Origin of the sequence: Streptomyces sp. NPDC046557, assembly GCF_040645975.1 — a bacterium.
Lineage (GTDB): Bacteria > Actinomycetota > Actinomycetes > Streptomycetales > Streptomycetaceae > Streptomyces.
Window position 1 is genome coordinate 170,632 of record NZ_JBEYZH010000006.1, and the last position, 14,216, is coordinate 184,847.

General features: G+C 69.1%; 8 protein-coding genes. 2 read left to right on the plus strand and 6 right to left on the minus strand.

Annotated elements, in window-relative coordinates; all coding sequences use genetic code 11:
• Positions 1–120 precede the first annotated feature (120 nt).
• From ABZ934_RS15540 to ABZ934_RS15550, 3 genes are all read right to left on the minus strand, one after another.
• The gene (locus ABZ934_RS15540) at positions 121–1,863 is read right to left on the minus strand and encodes a protein kinase family protein (RefSeq protein ID WP_361312858.1); all 1,743 of its coding nucleotides are present in this window, start codon (positions 1,861–1,863) and stop codon (positions 121–123) included.
• Positions 1,864–1,989: 126 nt separating this feature from the next.
• Positions 1,990–4,170 (minus strand): murein biosynthesis integral membrane protein MurJ, encoded by a 2,181-nt coding sequence (murJ, locus tag ABZ934_RS15545; RefSeq protein WP_361312860.1) that lies wholly within the window; start codon positions 4,168–4,170, stop codon positions 1,990–1,992.
• 47 nt (positions 4,171–4,217) lie between these two features.
• Positions 4,218–6,482, minus strand: a complete 2,265-nt coding sequence (locus ABZ934_RS15550; RefSeq protein WP_361312862.1) for a DUF6049 family protein — start codon at positions 6,480–6,482, stop codon at positions 4,218–4,220.
• A gap of 186 nt (positions 6,483–6,668) precedes the next feature.
• On the opposite strand from ABZ934_RS15550, the gene ABZ934_RS15555 reads away from it, so the two are divergent.
• Complete coding sequence (locus ABZ934_RS15555; RefSeq protein WP_361312864.1) at positions 6,669–8,135, plus strand: CCA tRNA nucleotidyltransferase; 1,467 nt, start codon at positions 6,669–6,671, stop codon at positions 8,133–8,135.
• Between the two features lie 79 nt (positions 8,136–8,214).
• Here the strand turns inward: ABZ934_RS15555 and ABZ934_RS15560 are convergent, their stop codons facing one another.
• From ABZ934_RS15560 to ABZ934_RS15570, 3 genes are all read right to left on the minus strand, one after another.
• The gene (locus tag ABZ934_RS15560) at positions 8,215–9,498 is read right to left on the minus strand and encodes an MFS transporter (protein ID WP_361312866.1); all 1,284 of its coding nucleotides are present in this window, start codon (positions 9,496–9,498) and stop codon (positions 8,215–8,217) included.
• Positions 9,499–9,636: 138 nt separating this feature from the next.
• Entirely contained in the window at positions 9,637–10,719 is a 1,083-nt protein-coding gene (locus ABZ934_RS15565) for an inositol-3-phosphate synthase (RefSeq protein WP_361312868.1), read from the minus strand.
• 49 nt (positions 10,720–10,768) lie between these two features.
• On the minus strand, positions 10,769–11,371 hold the full coding sequence (locus tag ABZ934_RS15570) for a PadR family transcriptional regulator (protein ID WP_136210355.1): 603 nt from the start codon (positions 11,369–11,371) through the stop codon (positions 10,769–10,771).
• A 565-nt stretch (positions 11,372–11,936) separates the two neighbouring features.
• Here ABZ934_RS15570 and ABZ934_RS15575 point away from each other — a divergent pair.
• On the plus strand, positions 11,937–14,216 hold the full coding sequence (locus ABZ934_RS15575) for a transglycosylase domain-containing protein (RefSeq protein WP_361312869.1): 2,280 nt from the start codon (positions 11,937–11,939) through the stop codon (positions 14,214–14,216).

The window sequence follows — 14,216 nt, forward strand, 5'->3', positions numbered from 1 at the left end:
CTGGTGGGAGCCGTGCCCAGAGTGAAGCGTGTTGAGCAGGCGTTGCGGTACGGCGCGGTACCGGACAGGACCGTGAGGGGGGTTGCCCTCACGGTCCCTTGCGCGCACCCGGGTCCGGGTTCAGGAGCTTTTGGGCCCCGAAAGCACGACGTTGGTGATGGCCTGCTTGTAGCCGGCGCCACTGTATTCGTACGCCCCCGACTTCGGCATGGCGGTGATCCACAGGAGCACGTAACGCGTCTTGACCGGGGCCTCGGCGTTGAGGGTGAGCTGGGTGCCGGACGTCGTACCGCCGGCGATCTTGTGCATGGAGTGGAGCGGAGTCGACGAGGACATGTTCGGTGCCGCGTAGATCGCGGCAGTGGTGTGGTTGCCACCGAACTTGAACGCTATCGAGGCGACGCTGACCTGCTGCTCGGATCCGAGGTCGTAGACGAGGCCGACGCCCGCCTTGTAGGCACCCATGTCGGGGCCGTCGCTGAACGCCTTGGTCCGCCAGTATGAAGAAGGGTCGCCGTCGTAGCTGTTCCCGGCGCCGTCCGCGTTCTGGGGGGTGCCGTCCGGGTAGTACTCCTCGGCAGTCTTGATCTGCAGCGGGACGGGGTCGGGGTTCTTCTTGGTGTCGCCCGTCCCGGACGACTGCGAATTGCCGGTGCTGCCGCCGTTGCCGCCCTGGTTGCCGCGGTGGTCCAGGAGGGTGTCGGCGAGCTGCCAGCTACCGAGGCCGAGGGCGGCGATGAGCAGCGCCGCGACACCCCACTTGAGGGCACGGCCCGTACGGCTCTGCAACGGCGGCGGGGGCGTGACGGCGAGGCTCTGCACGGTCGGCAGGCCGGTCGCCGGGTGCCGGCCGTAGCTGCCCTGCTGGTAGGTGGTGTGCTGGTACTCGGGCGGGGCCGTGAAGGCGGGTTCCGGCGGCCGGATGCGGGGCATCGCGGCGACGGCCTTGGCCAGCTCCTCCGGAGTGGTGCAGGCGGGTTCCTGGCGCGAGGCGGTGGCCCCGTCATTGGCCAGGGCGCGCATGGCCAGTTCCCCCAGGCCCCGGTGCACCCCGGCGCGCACTTGGTCGGGGGCGATCAGGCCGACGCCCTTGGGCAGGCCGGTGAGACCGTAGGCGTCCGTCTCGTACGGCCAGCGCTGGGTGAGGGACGCGTACAGCAGTGCGCCGATCGCCTCCGTGTCAGCCTGTTGCGGGGTGTCGCTGGTGATGCCACGCAGGGCGGCGTTCACGGCGAGGCCGCGGATGCGGTACTGGCCGGTGGAGGTGCGGAGTATCGCGCTGGGGGTCAGGCGCAGATGCGCCAACCCTTCGCGGTGGGCCGCTGCCATGGCCTGCGACACCTGGCTGACGAGTTGGTACGCCTCGTGGGGCTCCAGGGGTCCCGCGGCGAGGATGGCGGTGAGTTCGGTGGCATCGGGCAGCCACTCGTGCACGACGTAGACGAGGTCGTTCTCCTCCACGGCGTCGAGGACCTGGACGAACCGGGGGTCGCCGAGCAGCGCCGAGGAGCGGGCCGCGGCGAGGACGGCCCGGGCCCGGGGGTGGTCGGCGGGCAGGAGATGGACTCCGACGGCGCGACGCAGCTTCTCGTCCATCGCACGCCAGCTGCTGAATCCGTCCAGACGGGTGACGCACTCCTCGAGGCGGTAGCGCCGGGCGAGCTTGTGGCCGCTGTGTAGTTCGGGCGCTGCCACGGGAGCGGCCGTTCTGCGTTCGCCGTCCGTTTCGCGCATGGATCCGTCCGCGGCTCGGTCGTTCTGGGTGTCCACCCCGTCGGCCGTGGCCTTGCCCGCTTCCGCGGTCAGCGGCTCATCGCCGCTGTTGTCGGCCACGTCGACGGCAGCCGTGCTACGTTCCGCCACCGTCGTCCCTGCCTCCCCATCCGTTGCGCGCTGTCGGCCAGTCTGCGAAGCCATGCCAATTGTGCCCACAGTCCGGCGCTCCGCACGACACGCGAAGGAGGGTCGGACCGCCGGCGGCTCTGCGCATCAGCGCCCCAGACGTCCCCGGACCATACCGACCATCGCGTTGAGTTCCTCCACGCGCATGCGCTTGGCGGCGGCGAGGAAAACGGCCGCCAGGGCGATGAAGCCGGCCACGAGGGCGGCGAGCGACCCGATGGCTCCGCTGCCCAGCCACTGGGTGACCCCGTACGCGGTCGCGCCCGCCACGACCGCGGCCGGGACACAAGCGCCGATCAGACGGGTGTAAGTGCGCATCACGTGCGCCCCGTCCAGGTCGCCGCCGAGGCGGGCGCGCAGCCGCCGCCAGGCGACGCCGACACCGACGGTGTATCCGAGACCGTAGGCGGCGCCCATGCCGACGACGGCCCAACGCTCGGGGAGGACGAAGAAGGCCAGGGCCGAGACGCCTGCGTTGACGGCAGCGACGATCACGGTGTTGTAGAAGGGCGTCCGGGTGTCCTCGTAGGCGTAGAAGCCGCGCAGGACGACGTACTGCACGGAGTACGGGATCAACCCGAGGCCGAAGGCCATCAGGATGTAGCCGATGTTCTGGGCCGTCGCCGCGCCGGACCCGGCATAGAGCAGCGTGGACATCGGGACGCCCAGGGCCAGGAACGCGAAGGCGCAGGGCACGATCGCGACGGCGGAGGTGCGCAGGCCGTAGGAGATGTCGTCGCGGACGGCGGCGACGTCGCCGTCGTGGGCCGAGCGGGAGATGCGGGGCAGGACCGCCGTCATGACCGAGACGGTGATGATGGCCTGGGGCATCTGCCACAGCAGCAGCGCGTAGTTGTAGGCGGCGATACCGGTGCCGTCATGGCCCTGGGAGTGGGCGACGTCGCCCGCCCAGGTCGCGAGCTGGGTGACCACGATGAGGCCGAGCTGGTTGGCCAGGACGAAGAAGAACGTCCACTTGGCAAGACCTGCGGCCTTGCCGAGTCCGTGCCCCTTCCAGTCGAAGCGCAGGCGCGGCTTGAATCCGGCGTCACGCAGGTAGGGGATCATCGCCAGGGACTGGACGGCGAGACCGAGCAGGGTGCCCAGGCCGAGCAGCCGTACGCCGTCGGGGGTGATGCTCGCCTCGTCGATGCCGGTGCTGGTGAAGCCGCCGAACGCCCAGATGAACGCGCCGAACGTGGCGATGACGACGATGTTGTTGAGGACGGGGGTCCACATCATCGCGCCGAAACGGCCGCGGGCGTTGAGGATCTGACCGAGCACCACGTGCACACCCATGAAGAACATGGTGGGCAGGCAGTAATGGGCGAAGGCGACCGCCACCTCCATCCGGTGCGGGTCGTCGGCGATCTTCTGCGACATCATGCCGATGAACAGCGGGGCGGCGAGCACACAGACCGTGGTGACGGCGCCGAGCAACACCACGACCAGCGTCAGGAGCCGGTTGGCGTACGCCTCGCCGCCGTCGTCGTCGCTCTTCATCGCGCGGACCAGCTGCGGGATGAAGACGGCGTTCAGCGCGCCGCCGCCGACCAGCACGTAGATCATCGTCGGCAGGGTGTTGGCGACCTGGTAGCTGTCGTTGAGGGTGGTGACACCGATCGCGGTGCCGATCACGAGCGTGCGCAGGAAGCCGGTGATGCGGGACACGATCGTGCCGGCAGCCATCAGGGCACTGGACTTCAGCAGGCCGGACGCCTTCCCGGCCGGCTTGGCGGGCGCCGGGACGGCGACGGGGGGCTCCTCCGCGGGGATCTGCGGGGCCGCCTCCTGGTCCCGGTAGAGGTGCGCGAAGGCATCCGGTGCCGGCTGCACGTCGGCGGCCTTGGTCACCAGGGAGTCCACCCCGACGAACTCGGTCGTCGTGGGGCGGTCGCCGTAGGGCAGGTGGCGGGACGGGCCGTCCGGCTCGGGCGGCGGGGTCTGGGCCCAGACGCGCGCGTCCGGACCGCCGTACGAGGGCGGCTGAGGAGCGGCGTAGAGGGGCCCCGGCTCGTGGTAGGTGCCCGGCGGCGGCGGGGGGTGCGAGGCCCGGTCGTACAGGACCTCCGCCACCGGGTCCTGAGCCGACAGGTCCTGCGACCGGTACGGGTCGTAGTCGTAGGCGTCCTGGACATACGGGTCGTGATCCGGCGCGGACGCCGGCGCTGACGCCTGCCCGGGTACCGGGGCGCCCGGCGCGGTGCCCTGGGAGGGCGCCGGCCCACCAGTGCCCTGCGCGCGGTCACCGTCGTACGGCGCGTTCATCGAAACCCCACCTCATCGTCCCCAGGCCGACCGGCCACGGCATCGCTTTAACGGTCCACTGTCTCACCCGTGCCGGACCCGCTTGTGCTTTGCGGTCCGGTGTCCGGGGACTCGTCACTCGGCTGCGTGCTCTCCTCGGCCGCCGCCCGGGCCGCCGCGCGCTTGCGGCTCGCGTACATCTTGATGCCCGCGAGCACGAGGAGGAGAACGCCGCCCGCGATGACGAGCATGACGGTGGGAGTGACCTCGGTGGCCTCCACGGTGAACTTCTGTTCCTTGCCGTAGGGGACGCCGTCCTTCGTGAACAACTGCGCGGTGACCTCGACGGGACCACTCGCGGTGGCGTTCGCGGGGAACTTCAGGGTCTGACTGTGATCCGCCTGGACGGTGACGTCCTGCTCGGACACTCCGCTGTCGCCGAACATCAGGCGGGTGGGATTGGCCGACTTCACTCGCAGGACCAGGTTGTGGACGTCCTGCACGAGGCTGTTCTGGACGCTGACCGGGATGATCGCGCTGTGCCCGGACAAGGTGGCGTCGGACTTGGGCACGACCTTGACCTTCTCGGTGAGCCCGATCAGGTAGTCCTGGACCTGGTCGCGATAGAGCTCGGCCTCCTCTGGCCGGCCGCGCCAGGAGGTGGACATCTCCCGGTTCGTGGTGTTGCCGAAGGGGATCTCGACGCGCTCGGGCGCGGCGAGGATCACCTTGAAGCGGTCGAGGGTGTCCTGAGTGGTCCGGATCTTCTCGAACGCCGACACCGGGAGTTCCTGACGGCTCAGGGCCTCCGGGTACTGGCCGGCGCCCGGTACCTGGGTGGCCGCGCCGGGGTCGGGCTTGGCGGAGGCCGCCGCCTCCAGGTCGGCGGGCTGGGTCCAGCGGCCGCCCTGGAGGCCCCGCAGGGCGGCCGCCATGGAGTCGGCCTGGCTGGCGGTCGGCATCCGCTGCGGGGTGACGACGAAGCTGCGCTGCTCGTCACCGCCCTGCAGGTTGAGGGCGAGACTGTGGGCCAGGAACCTCTGCACGGCGAGCGTGGAGTCCCTGGCGTTGAGCATGTCGCCTTCGAAAGCCGTCGACAGTTCGGCGTCGGCGACAATCGCGGTCGCACCCGCGCCGATGGGACGGGCGGCCGTCGGGGTGTATCCGAGGGCGCCGGTTTCCTGCAGGCTGTCGCTGCGGGTGAGGACGTTGTGGGCCCCGGCCGAGGTGGCGACATTGACGATCGACGGGTCGATCGCACCGTTCACCGGCCACGAGAAGTCGGTGGACGGAGTGACGTGCAGGACCGTCTCGACGGCCTGCTTCGCCTTGTCGGTGGCGGGTCGCAGCTGGCCGAGGGTGCCCGAGACGTCCTTGCCGTGGTGGGCGAGGGACGCCAGGTCGGGGTCGGCGTAGGGCAGCGCGACCACCTTCTTGCCCTGGACCGCGGTTTCCAGGGCGCTCAGCCACTGCTCGGCCACGGCCCTGCTCCTGCCGGGCAGGGGCTTTCCGTCGGGGTCGGGGTTGCGGATCCGGTAACCCTTGGCCATGGCGTCGACCGTGTAGAGCAGGTCCGGATCGATGACCCAGGTGATCGGCAGGTCCTTGCCGAGGGAGACCATCCGCTCCAGGCGGCCTCCCGGCGCCAGCTCCTTGGCCAGGGAGTCGTCGAGGAAGACGGGCGTCTGTGACTCGTCCGAGCCGGTTTCCGCCGTGACTCTGGTGGTGGAGATCAGCGGCCAGGCGTAGGTGAGGGAGGAACGCTTGGCGGCGACCTCCGGCTGCCATGGCAGGAACGTCCGCCGGATACCGAGCACCTGCTCGTACGGTCGGCTGTCGGTCTCGCCCGACAGTGAGACGCCCAGCTGGTACACGCCGTCCTTGCCCAGGTCCAGCTTGCCGACCGGGACGCTGATGGTGAACTGCCGGCTGGCCTTCGAGGGCAACGAGTCGATCTTGACCGCGTAGGCCGGGTCGATCTCCCCCGGATCCACGCCGGCCCGGAAGCCGGTACGGTCCGCCACCTCGTCGATGGACGCCCGGTCACCCACGACGGGACCGACGCGCAGTCCGACGTGTGCGCCCTTGATCGCCTCGCGGCTGTTGTTGACCACGCTGCCGGAGACGGTGAGGGTGTCGCTCTTCACAGGAGCGTTGGGTGACACCTCGAGCAGTTGGACGTCGACGGCGGAGTCGGCGGCCTGGGCCGGCGGGGCGGGGGCGTAGACCAGTGCGGCGAGGACCGGCGTGCCGGCGAGCAGGACGACTGCCCGCCGCAGCCAGCGGCGCCGGGCAGGGGCGGCTGCCCCCAGGATGTCTGCCGCCTCGGCCACGCGCTCGCCCGTCCCTCGAAGTGTCAGTGGTCGTCGGTTGTGCGTCCACGCATGGTAACGAGACGCGCTGTGCGCGAGTGCCGCGCCTTGCTCCACATGATCGGCTCCGGCCCGTGGGCGGGATGGGGCGGGGTGGCCGCAAAACGCGGCGGCCCCCGCCGGCCGGGCCACGTACCCTTTTCTGTTGTGCCGAACGCCAATGAAGACACCCCCAGTGCCCTGAGTCAGGTGCAGCGCCGAGCGGTCAGTGAACTGCTGCGCGTCGCCCCTGTCGCCGACGAGCTCGGCCGCCGCTTCCAGGAGGCGGGGTTCCGCCTCGCCCTGGTCGGTGGCTCCGTACGCGACGCGCTGCTCGGGCGTCTCGGCAACGATCTCGACTTCACCACCGACGCGCGCCCCGAGGACGTGCTGAGGATCATGCGGCCCTGGGCCGACTCGGTGTGGGACGTCGGTATCGCCTTCGGCACCGTCGGAGCGCAGAAGCTGGCCCGCGTCGAGGACGCCGACCGGAACTTCCAGATCGAGGTGACCACGTACCGCTCGGAGTCGTACGACCGCACCTCGCGCAAGCCGGAGGTCTCCTACGGCGACTCCATCGAGGAGGATCTGGTCCGCCGCGACTTCACGGTGAACGCGATGGCCGTCGCGCTGCCGGAGAAGGAGTTCGTGGACCCGCACGGTGGCCTGGAGGACCTCCGGGAAGGCGTCCTGCGCACTCCTGGCACCCCCGAGGACTCCTTTTCGGACGATCCGCTGCGGATGCTGCGTGCGGCCCGGTTCGCCGCGCAGCTCGACTTCGAGGTCGCCCCCGTGGTCGTGGCGGCGATGAAGGCGATGTCCGAGCGGATCGAGATCGTCTCGGCGGAGCGGGTGCAGGGCGAGCTGAACAAGCTCCTGCTCTCGGCGCACCCCCGCAAGGGCCTCGGGCTGCTGGTGGACACCGGACTGGCGGACCGGGTACTGCCCGAGCTGCCCGCCCTGCGGCTGGAGAGTGACGAGCACCACCGGCACAAGGACGTGTACGAGCACTCCTTGACGGTGTTGGAGCAGGCCATCGACCTGGAGGAGGCCGGCCCGGACCTCGTGCTGCGCCTCGCCGCCCTGTTCCACGACATCGGCAAGCCCCGGACCCGCAGGTTCGAGAGCGACGGCCGTGTCTCGTTCCACCACCACGAGGTGGTGGGGGCGAAGATGACCAAGAAGCGCATGACCGCCCTGAAGTACTCCAACGACATGGTCAAGGACGTGTCCCGGCTGGTGGAGCTGCACCTGCGCTTCCACGGGTACGGCGACGGGGAGTGGACCGACTCGGCGGTGCGCCGCTATGTCCGTGACGCGGGTCCGCTGCTGGAGCGCCTGCACAAGCTCACCCGGTCCGACTGCACCACGCGCAACAAGCGCAAGGCCGGCGCGCTCTCCCGGACGTACGACGGCCTTGAGGAGCGGATCGCGCAGCTCCAGGAGCAGGAGGAGCTGGATGCGATCCGGCCCGACCTGAACGGCAACGAGATCCAGCAGGTGCTGGGTGTCGGCCCCGGTCCGGTGATCGGCAAGGCGTACGCATTCTTGCTGGAGCTGCGGTTGGAGAACGGGCCGATGGGACATGACGCGGCGGTGGCGGCATTGAAGGAGTGGTGGGCCTCTCAGTCGTGAGGCTGGGTCCGGACCGATGTTTCACGTGAAACCTCCGCCGTTTCACGTGAAACATCGGGCGGCCCCTGTTCCCTCGTGGCTACTGACGGGCGCCCCGGGCGGGGCGTCGGCCCTGCCGCAGGAGAAGCGCCGCCGTGGCGGCGTAGAGGACCGCCACACCCACCACCAGGGGAACGGACTGGCCGTCAGCGGGGAGCATCAGTGACGCGACCGCTGCCGCCGCCACGAACGCGGCGTTGAACAGCACGTCGTAGACGGAGAAGACCCGGCCCCGGAACTCGTCGTCGACCTGGAACTGCACGACGGTGTCGGTGGAGATCTTGGCGCCCTGCGTCGCGATGCCCAGGGCGAAGGCGGCGACGAGCATCGGTCCGGGTGCGAAGAACAGGCCGAGCGTCGGGACCAGGAAGGCCGCGCCACCGGCACAGAGGGTCATCCAGCCGCGCGTGCCCAGCCGGTTCACCATCCACGGCGTGACGACGGCGGCGGCGAAGAACCCCGCGCCCGAGGCACCGATCGCGACGCCCAGCAGTGCCAGCCCGGCGGACTCGTCGTCCGACCAGGAGTAGCGACAGAGCATGAGCAGGGTGACGAGCAGCGCCCCGTAGCAGAACCGCATCAGGGTCATCGCGGTGAGTGCCTGGGATGCTTCACGGCGGCCGGCCAGGTGCCGGAGTCCTTCTGCCATGCCCCGCACGGTGAGGGTCACTGCCTGGGCGAGCGAGGGGTGTGACCGGCCGGGGGGGTGATCGGGGCCGAGGAGACCGACGGCCAGGCGTAGCGAGACGAGCGCGGCGCACAGGTACAGCACGGCGCCGAACAGTACGACCAGCGCGTCGGAGTCAGCGGCCAGCAGCCTGATCAGGAAAGCCAGTCCCCCGCCCGCGGTCGCGGCCAGGGTTCCCGCGGTGGGCGAGAGGGCGTTCGCGGTCACCAACTGACCGGACCCGACGACACGGGGCAACGAGGCGGCCAGCCCGGCGAGCACGAAGCGGTTGACGGCGGTCACGGACAGGGCCGACGCGTAGAACAGCCAATCGGGGACGTGGGCGACGATCAGCATGCCGGTGACGCAGGCGAGAAAGGCCCGCAGGAGGTTGCCGTAGAGGAAGACCTGTCTGCGGCGCCAGCGGTCCAGCAGCACTCCGGCGAACGGCCCGATCACGGAGTAGGGCAGGAGCAGCACCGCCATCGCGGAGGCGATGGCCGCGGGTGAGGTCTGCTTCTCCGGCGAGAACACCACGTAGGTGGCGAGCGCGACCTGGTAGACACCGTCGGCGGCCTGGGAGAGCAGCCGTACGGTCAGCAGATTGCGGAAGTCCCTCAGGCGCAGGAGTACGCGCAGATCACGTACGACAGGCATGAGGGCAAGGGTCACACACGCCGAGGGTCCCCGGGCACAATTGCCCGGGGACCCTCGGCGGAAGAACAGTCGACGACCAGGTGTCCGGAGGAGTCGGACGTCGCGTGCTCCTTGTGGAACGCGTGGGGCCGCAGCCGTTTAGCGCTCGACCTCGCCCTTGATGAACTTCTCGACGTTGGCGTACGCCTCGTCGTCGAAGTACTGCACCGGCGGCGACTTCATGAAGTAGCTCGACGCGGACAGGATCGGGCCACCGATGCCGCGGTCCTTGGCGATCTTCGCGGCGCGCAGGGCGTCGATGATGACACCGGCGGAGTTCGGGGAGTCCCACACCTCGAGCTTGTACTCGAGGTTCAGCGGGACGTCGCCGAAGGCGCGGCCTTCGAGGCGGACGTAGGCCCACTTGCGGTCGTCGAGCCACGCGACGTAGTCGGACGGGCCGATGTGGACGTTCTTCTCGCCGAGCTCACGGTCGGGGATCTGCGAGGTGACGGCCTGCGTCTTGGAGATCTTCTTCGACTCGAGGCGGTCGCGCTCGAGCATGTTCTTGAAGTCCATGTTGCCGCCGACGTTGAGCTGCATGGTGCGCTCGAGACGGACACCGCGGTCTTCGAACAGCTTCGCCATCACGCGGTGCGTGATGGTGGCGCCGACCTGGGACTTGATGTCGTCGCCGACGATCGGGACACCGGCCTCGGTGAACTTGTCCGCCCACTCCTTGGTGCCGGCGATGAAGACCGGGAGGGCGTTGACGAAGGCGACCTTGGCGTCGATGGCGCACTGGGCGTAGAACTTCGCCGCGTCCTCGGAGCCGACGGGCAGGTAGCAGATCAGGACATCGACCTGGCGGTCCTTGAGGATCTGGACCACGTCGACCGGAGCCTCGGCGGACTCCTCGATGGTCATGCGGTAGTACTTGCCCAGGCCGTCCAGGGTGTGGCCACGCTGCACGGTGACGCCCGTGTTGGGGACGTCACAGATCTTGATGGTGTTGTTCTCGCTGGCGCCGATGGCGTCCGAAAGGTCGAGGCCGACCTTCTTCGCGTCGACGTCGAACGCGGCGACGAACTCGATGTCACTCACGTGGTAGTCGCCGAACTGGACGTGCATCAGACCGGGGACCTTGGCCGCCGGGTCGGCGTCCTTGTAGTACTCGACGCCCTGCACCAGCGAGGCGGCGCAGTTGCCCACGCCGACGATGGCTACGCGAACCGAACCCATTCCGGTTGCTCCCTGTTTGTTCTCGGACGAGGTCTGCGAGATGCAGACCTCATTTTGCAGTTTCGTCGGACGGGCCGGGTCGTCTCTGATCCCGTCCCGCCCGCTCGCTCTCGATGAGCTCGTTCAGCCAGCGCACTTCGCGCTCCACGGATTCCATTCCGTGCCGCTGCAGCTCAAGGGTGTAGTCGTCGAGCCGCTCCCGCGTGCGTGCCAGCGAGGCGCGCATCTTCTCCAGACGCTCTTCCAGCCGGCTGCGGCGGCCCTCCAGCACGCGCATGCGCACTTCCCGCTCGGTTTGACCGAAGAAGGCGAACCGGGCGGCGAAGGACTCGTCTTCCCAGGTGTCCGGGCCGGTGTGGGAGAGGAGCTCCTCGAAGTGCTCCTTGCCCGCGGCCGTCAACCGGTAGACGATCTTGGCGCGGCGGCCCGCGAGCGAAGCGGCGAGCGCGTCTTCCGGGGCGTTGCCCGGTTCTTCGATCAACCAGCCGTTGGCGACCAGCGTCTTGAGGCAGGGGTAGAGCGTCCCGTAGCTGAACGCCCTGAAGACTCCCAGCGAGGTGTTGAGCCGTTTGCGCAGCTCGTAACCGTGCATGGGGGACTCGCGGAGCAGGCCGAGGACGGCGAACTCGAGGATGCCTGAGCGCCTGCTCATCCGCCTGCCCTCCTCCGGCTCCGAGTTTATGTCGAGCTGATGTATCGACTCGATACATCCAGACGATAGAGCGGGTGGCTCGCTGCGACAAGTGGCGGGGTGGTGACCGGCGTCACATCACCAATTCGTACGATGCAAGTTGCCTGATTTGGGGTGAACTTCGGCACTGATTGGGTTTTGACCCTGCGTACTCTTTGCCGCATGACACCGGGGGAACCGGAATGTAACCGCCGCTTCCAGGCCACTCGCCTGCCCGAGGAGTAGTCGTTCGATGAGCGAGCACCGCCGCAAACCGCCGCAGCAGCCCCAAGGCGGCGGGCGTGCCGCGTCCCGCCGGGCTGCGCAGCAGCGCCCGGGCCGTGGTCCCGCGGCCGGACGTGACGTCCCCATGGCCTCACGCAGTGGCCCAAACGGAGGAGCCCAGCCTCCCCACGGCAGCCGGGCCGACGCGCGCAGAGCCACCCAGAGAGGGCCCGCGGGCCGCGGCCGTGCGGGAGGCAACGGACGGCCGGACAAGCGGCTCGTCAACTACCCGCGCTCCGACAAGGACGGCTGGCTGCGCTTCATGCCGTCCTGGAAGCTGGTGAGCGGTACGATCCTCGGCTTCTTCGCGGTGATCATCGCCGGCGCCGGCATCGGTATCGCCATGGTCAACACCCCTGACGAGAACAAGGCGGCGCAGGCGCAGAACAACGTCTTCTTCTGGGCGGACGGCTCCCAGATGGTTGCCACCGGCGGTTCGATGAACCGCCAGATCGTGACCATCGATCAGATCCCCCTCGCGATGCGCAACGCCGTGATCGCGGCGGAGAACGAGAGCTTCGAGACGGACAAGGGCGTCGACCCGATGGGCATCGCCCGCGCCGTGGTGAACATGGCCAAGGGCGGCGCGACCCAGGGCGGGTCGACCATCACCCAGCAGTACGTCAAGAACACCTACCTCAGCTCGGACCAGACGCTGAAGCGGAAGGTGACCGAGCTCTTCATCGCGATAAAGCTCGGTGTCACGGAGGACAAGAACAAAGTCCTCGCGGGATACCTCAACACCGCCTACTACGGCCGGGACGCCTACGGCATCCAGGCCGCCGCCCGCGCGTACTTCGGTAAGGACAGCGAGAAGCTGGATCCCTCGGAATGCGCGTTCCTGGCCTCGATGCTCAAAGGGCCCAACCTCTACAACCCGGACGGGGGCATCGGCTCGGCGGCCACCCCGGAGCTGAACGAGAAGCGCGCCCGCCAGCGCTGGGCCTGGGTGCTGGACCGCGAGGTAGCGGTGGGCCGGATGGACCCGACCGAGCGGGCCAAGTACACGACGTTCCCCCAGCGTGTCGAAGCCGAGCAGGTCCGCAGCCTGTCCGGACAGACCGGCTACCTGGTCGACACGGCCAAGCAGTACGTCATGAAGACGTTGAACATCGGTGCCGACGAACTGGCCCGCGGTGGCTACCAGATCCGCACCACCTTCGAGAAGCCGAAGGTGGACGCGCTGGCCAAGGCGGTCGAGGACACCCGCAACGGTTTCATCGACGAGAAGGCACGTCCCCAGACGGACACCTTCGTCCAGTTCGGCGCCGCTTCCGTCGACGTGAACACCGGGGCGATCGTGGCCCTGTACGGCGGCCCCGGCATGGACAAGAAGTACTTCAACAACAACGCCAACACCAGCGGTGTGCCGGTCGGATCGACCTTCAAGCCGTACGTGCTGGCGGCGGCGATGGAGTACGGCACGAAGAAGTCCAAGGGCGCGGGCATCTCGGCCGACAGCAAGTACAACGCCGATGACAAGACGGTGATCAACGACCGGGACGGCAAACCGCTGCTCGGCAAGGACGGCACGCCGTTCAGGCAGAAGAACGAGAGCGAGAGGGCCTTCGGCTACGTCACGCTCAACGAGGCGATGGAGAAGTCCATCAACGTGCCCTTCGCGCAGCTCGTCTTCGACGTCGGCCACAGCAAGGTGCGGGAAGTGGCCGCCTCCACCGGCATCCTCAAGGAGTCGATGGACCCGAACGACAACGCCTCCTTCGCCCTCGGTACCTCCACCCCCAGCGCCATCCGGATGGCCGACTCCTACGCCACCTTCGCCGCGTCGGGGACCCACCACGAGCCCTACTCGGTCACCAAGGTCGAGAAGAACGGCACGACCTTGCCGGGGTTCGAGGCCTCCAAGCCGCAGCGCGCCATGGACAACTCCATCGCGGACAACATCACCAAGGTGCTCAAGAACGTCGTCGAGAGCCCCGAGGGAACCGGTAACAAGGCGAAGAAGCTGGGACGGCCCGTGGCCGGCAAGACCGGTACGACCGACAAGAACAAGTCGGCCTGGTTCGTCGGCTACACCCCGCAGCTCTCCACCGCGGTCACCCTGTTCCGCAGCGACCCGAGCAAGCCCGACCAGGGACTGCAGTCCATGAACGGCGTCGGTGGCATCGACTCCATCCACGGTGGTGACATCCCCGCCACCATCTGGACCGAGTACATGAAGGAAGCGCTCAAGGGCAAGCCGGTCAAGGACTTCCCGGAGGCCGAGGACATCGGCGTGGTCGCGGACGCGCCTGGCGCCCCCACCGCCACTCCGGCGGCGCCCACCCCCTCCCCCTCCGCGTCCCAGTCCACGCCCCCGGCGAGCCCCTCGCCCTCGGTCTCCCCGTCCCCCTCGAAGGGCGGCAAGCCGACCTGCCAGCCGTGGAAGCTGTGCCCCCCCGACCCCAGCGGCGGCACCGACACGGGCACCAGCAGCGGCGCCGACGGCGGTGCCTCCGGGTCACCGTCGCCCCCCGTCACCGGCAAACCGGGTCGCCCGGGCGGCACCAGCTGGGGCACCAGTCTCGGCACCGGGGGCTGA

What these genes read in the sequence shown, in the direction of transcription:
- ABZ934_RS15570 (WP_136210355.1), bottom strand. Translation starts at nt 11,371, where the DNA reads ATGAGCAGGCGCTCAGGCATCCTCGAGTTCGCCGTCCTCGGCCTGCTC.
- ABZ934_RS15560 (WP_361312866.1), bottom strand. Translation starts at nt 9,498, where the DNA reads ATGCCTGTCGTACGTGATCTGCGCGTACTCCTGCGCCTGAGGGACTTC.
- ABZ934_RS15575 (WP_361312869.1), top strand. Translation starts at nt 11,937, where the DNA reads ATGCCGTCCTGGAAGCTGGTGAGCGGTACGATCCTCGGCTTCTTCGCG.
- ABZ934_RS15565 (WP_361312868.1), bottom strand. Translation starts at nt 10,719, where the DNA reads ATGGGTTCGGTTCGCGTAGCCATCGTCGGCGTGGGCAACTGCGCCGCC.
- murJ (WP_361312860.1), bottom strand. Translation starts at nt 4,170, where the DNA reads ATGAACGCGCCGTACGACGGTGACCGCGCGCAGGGCACTGGTGGGCCG.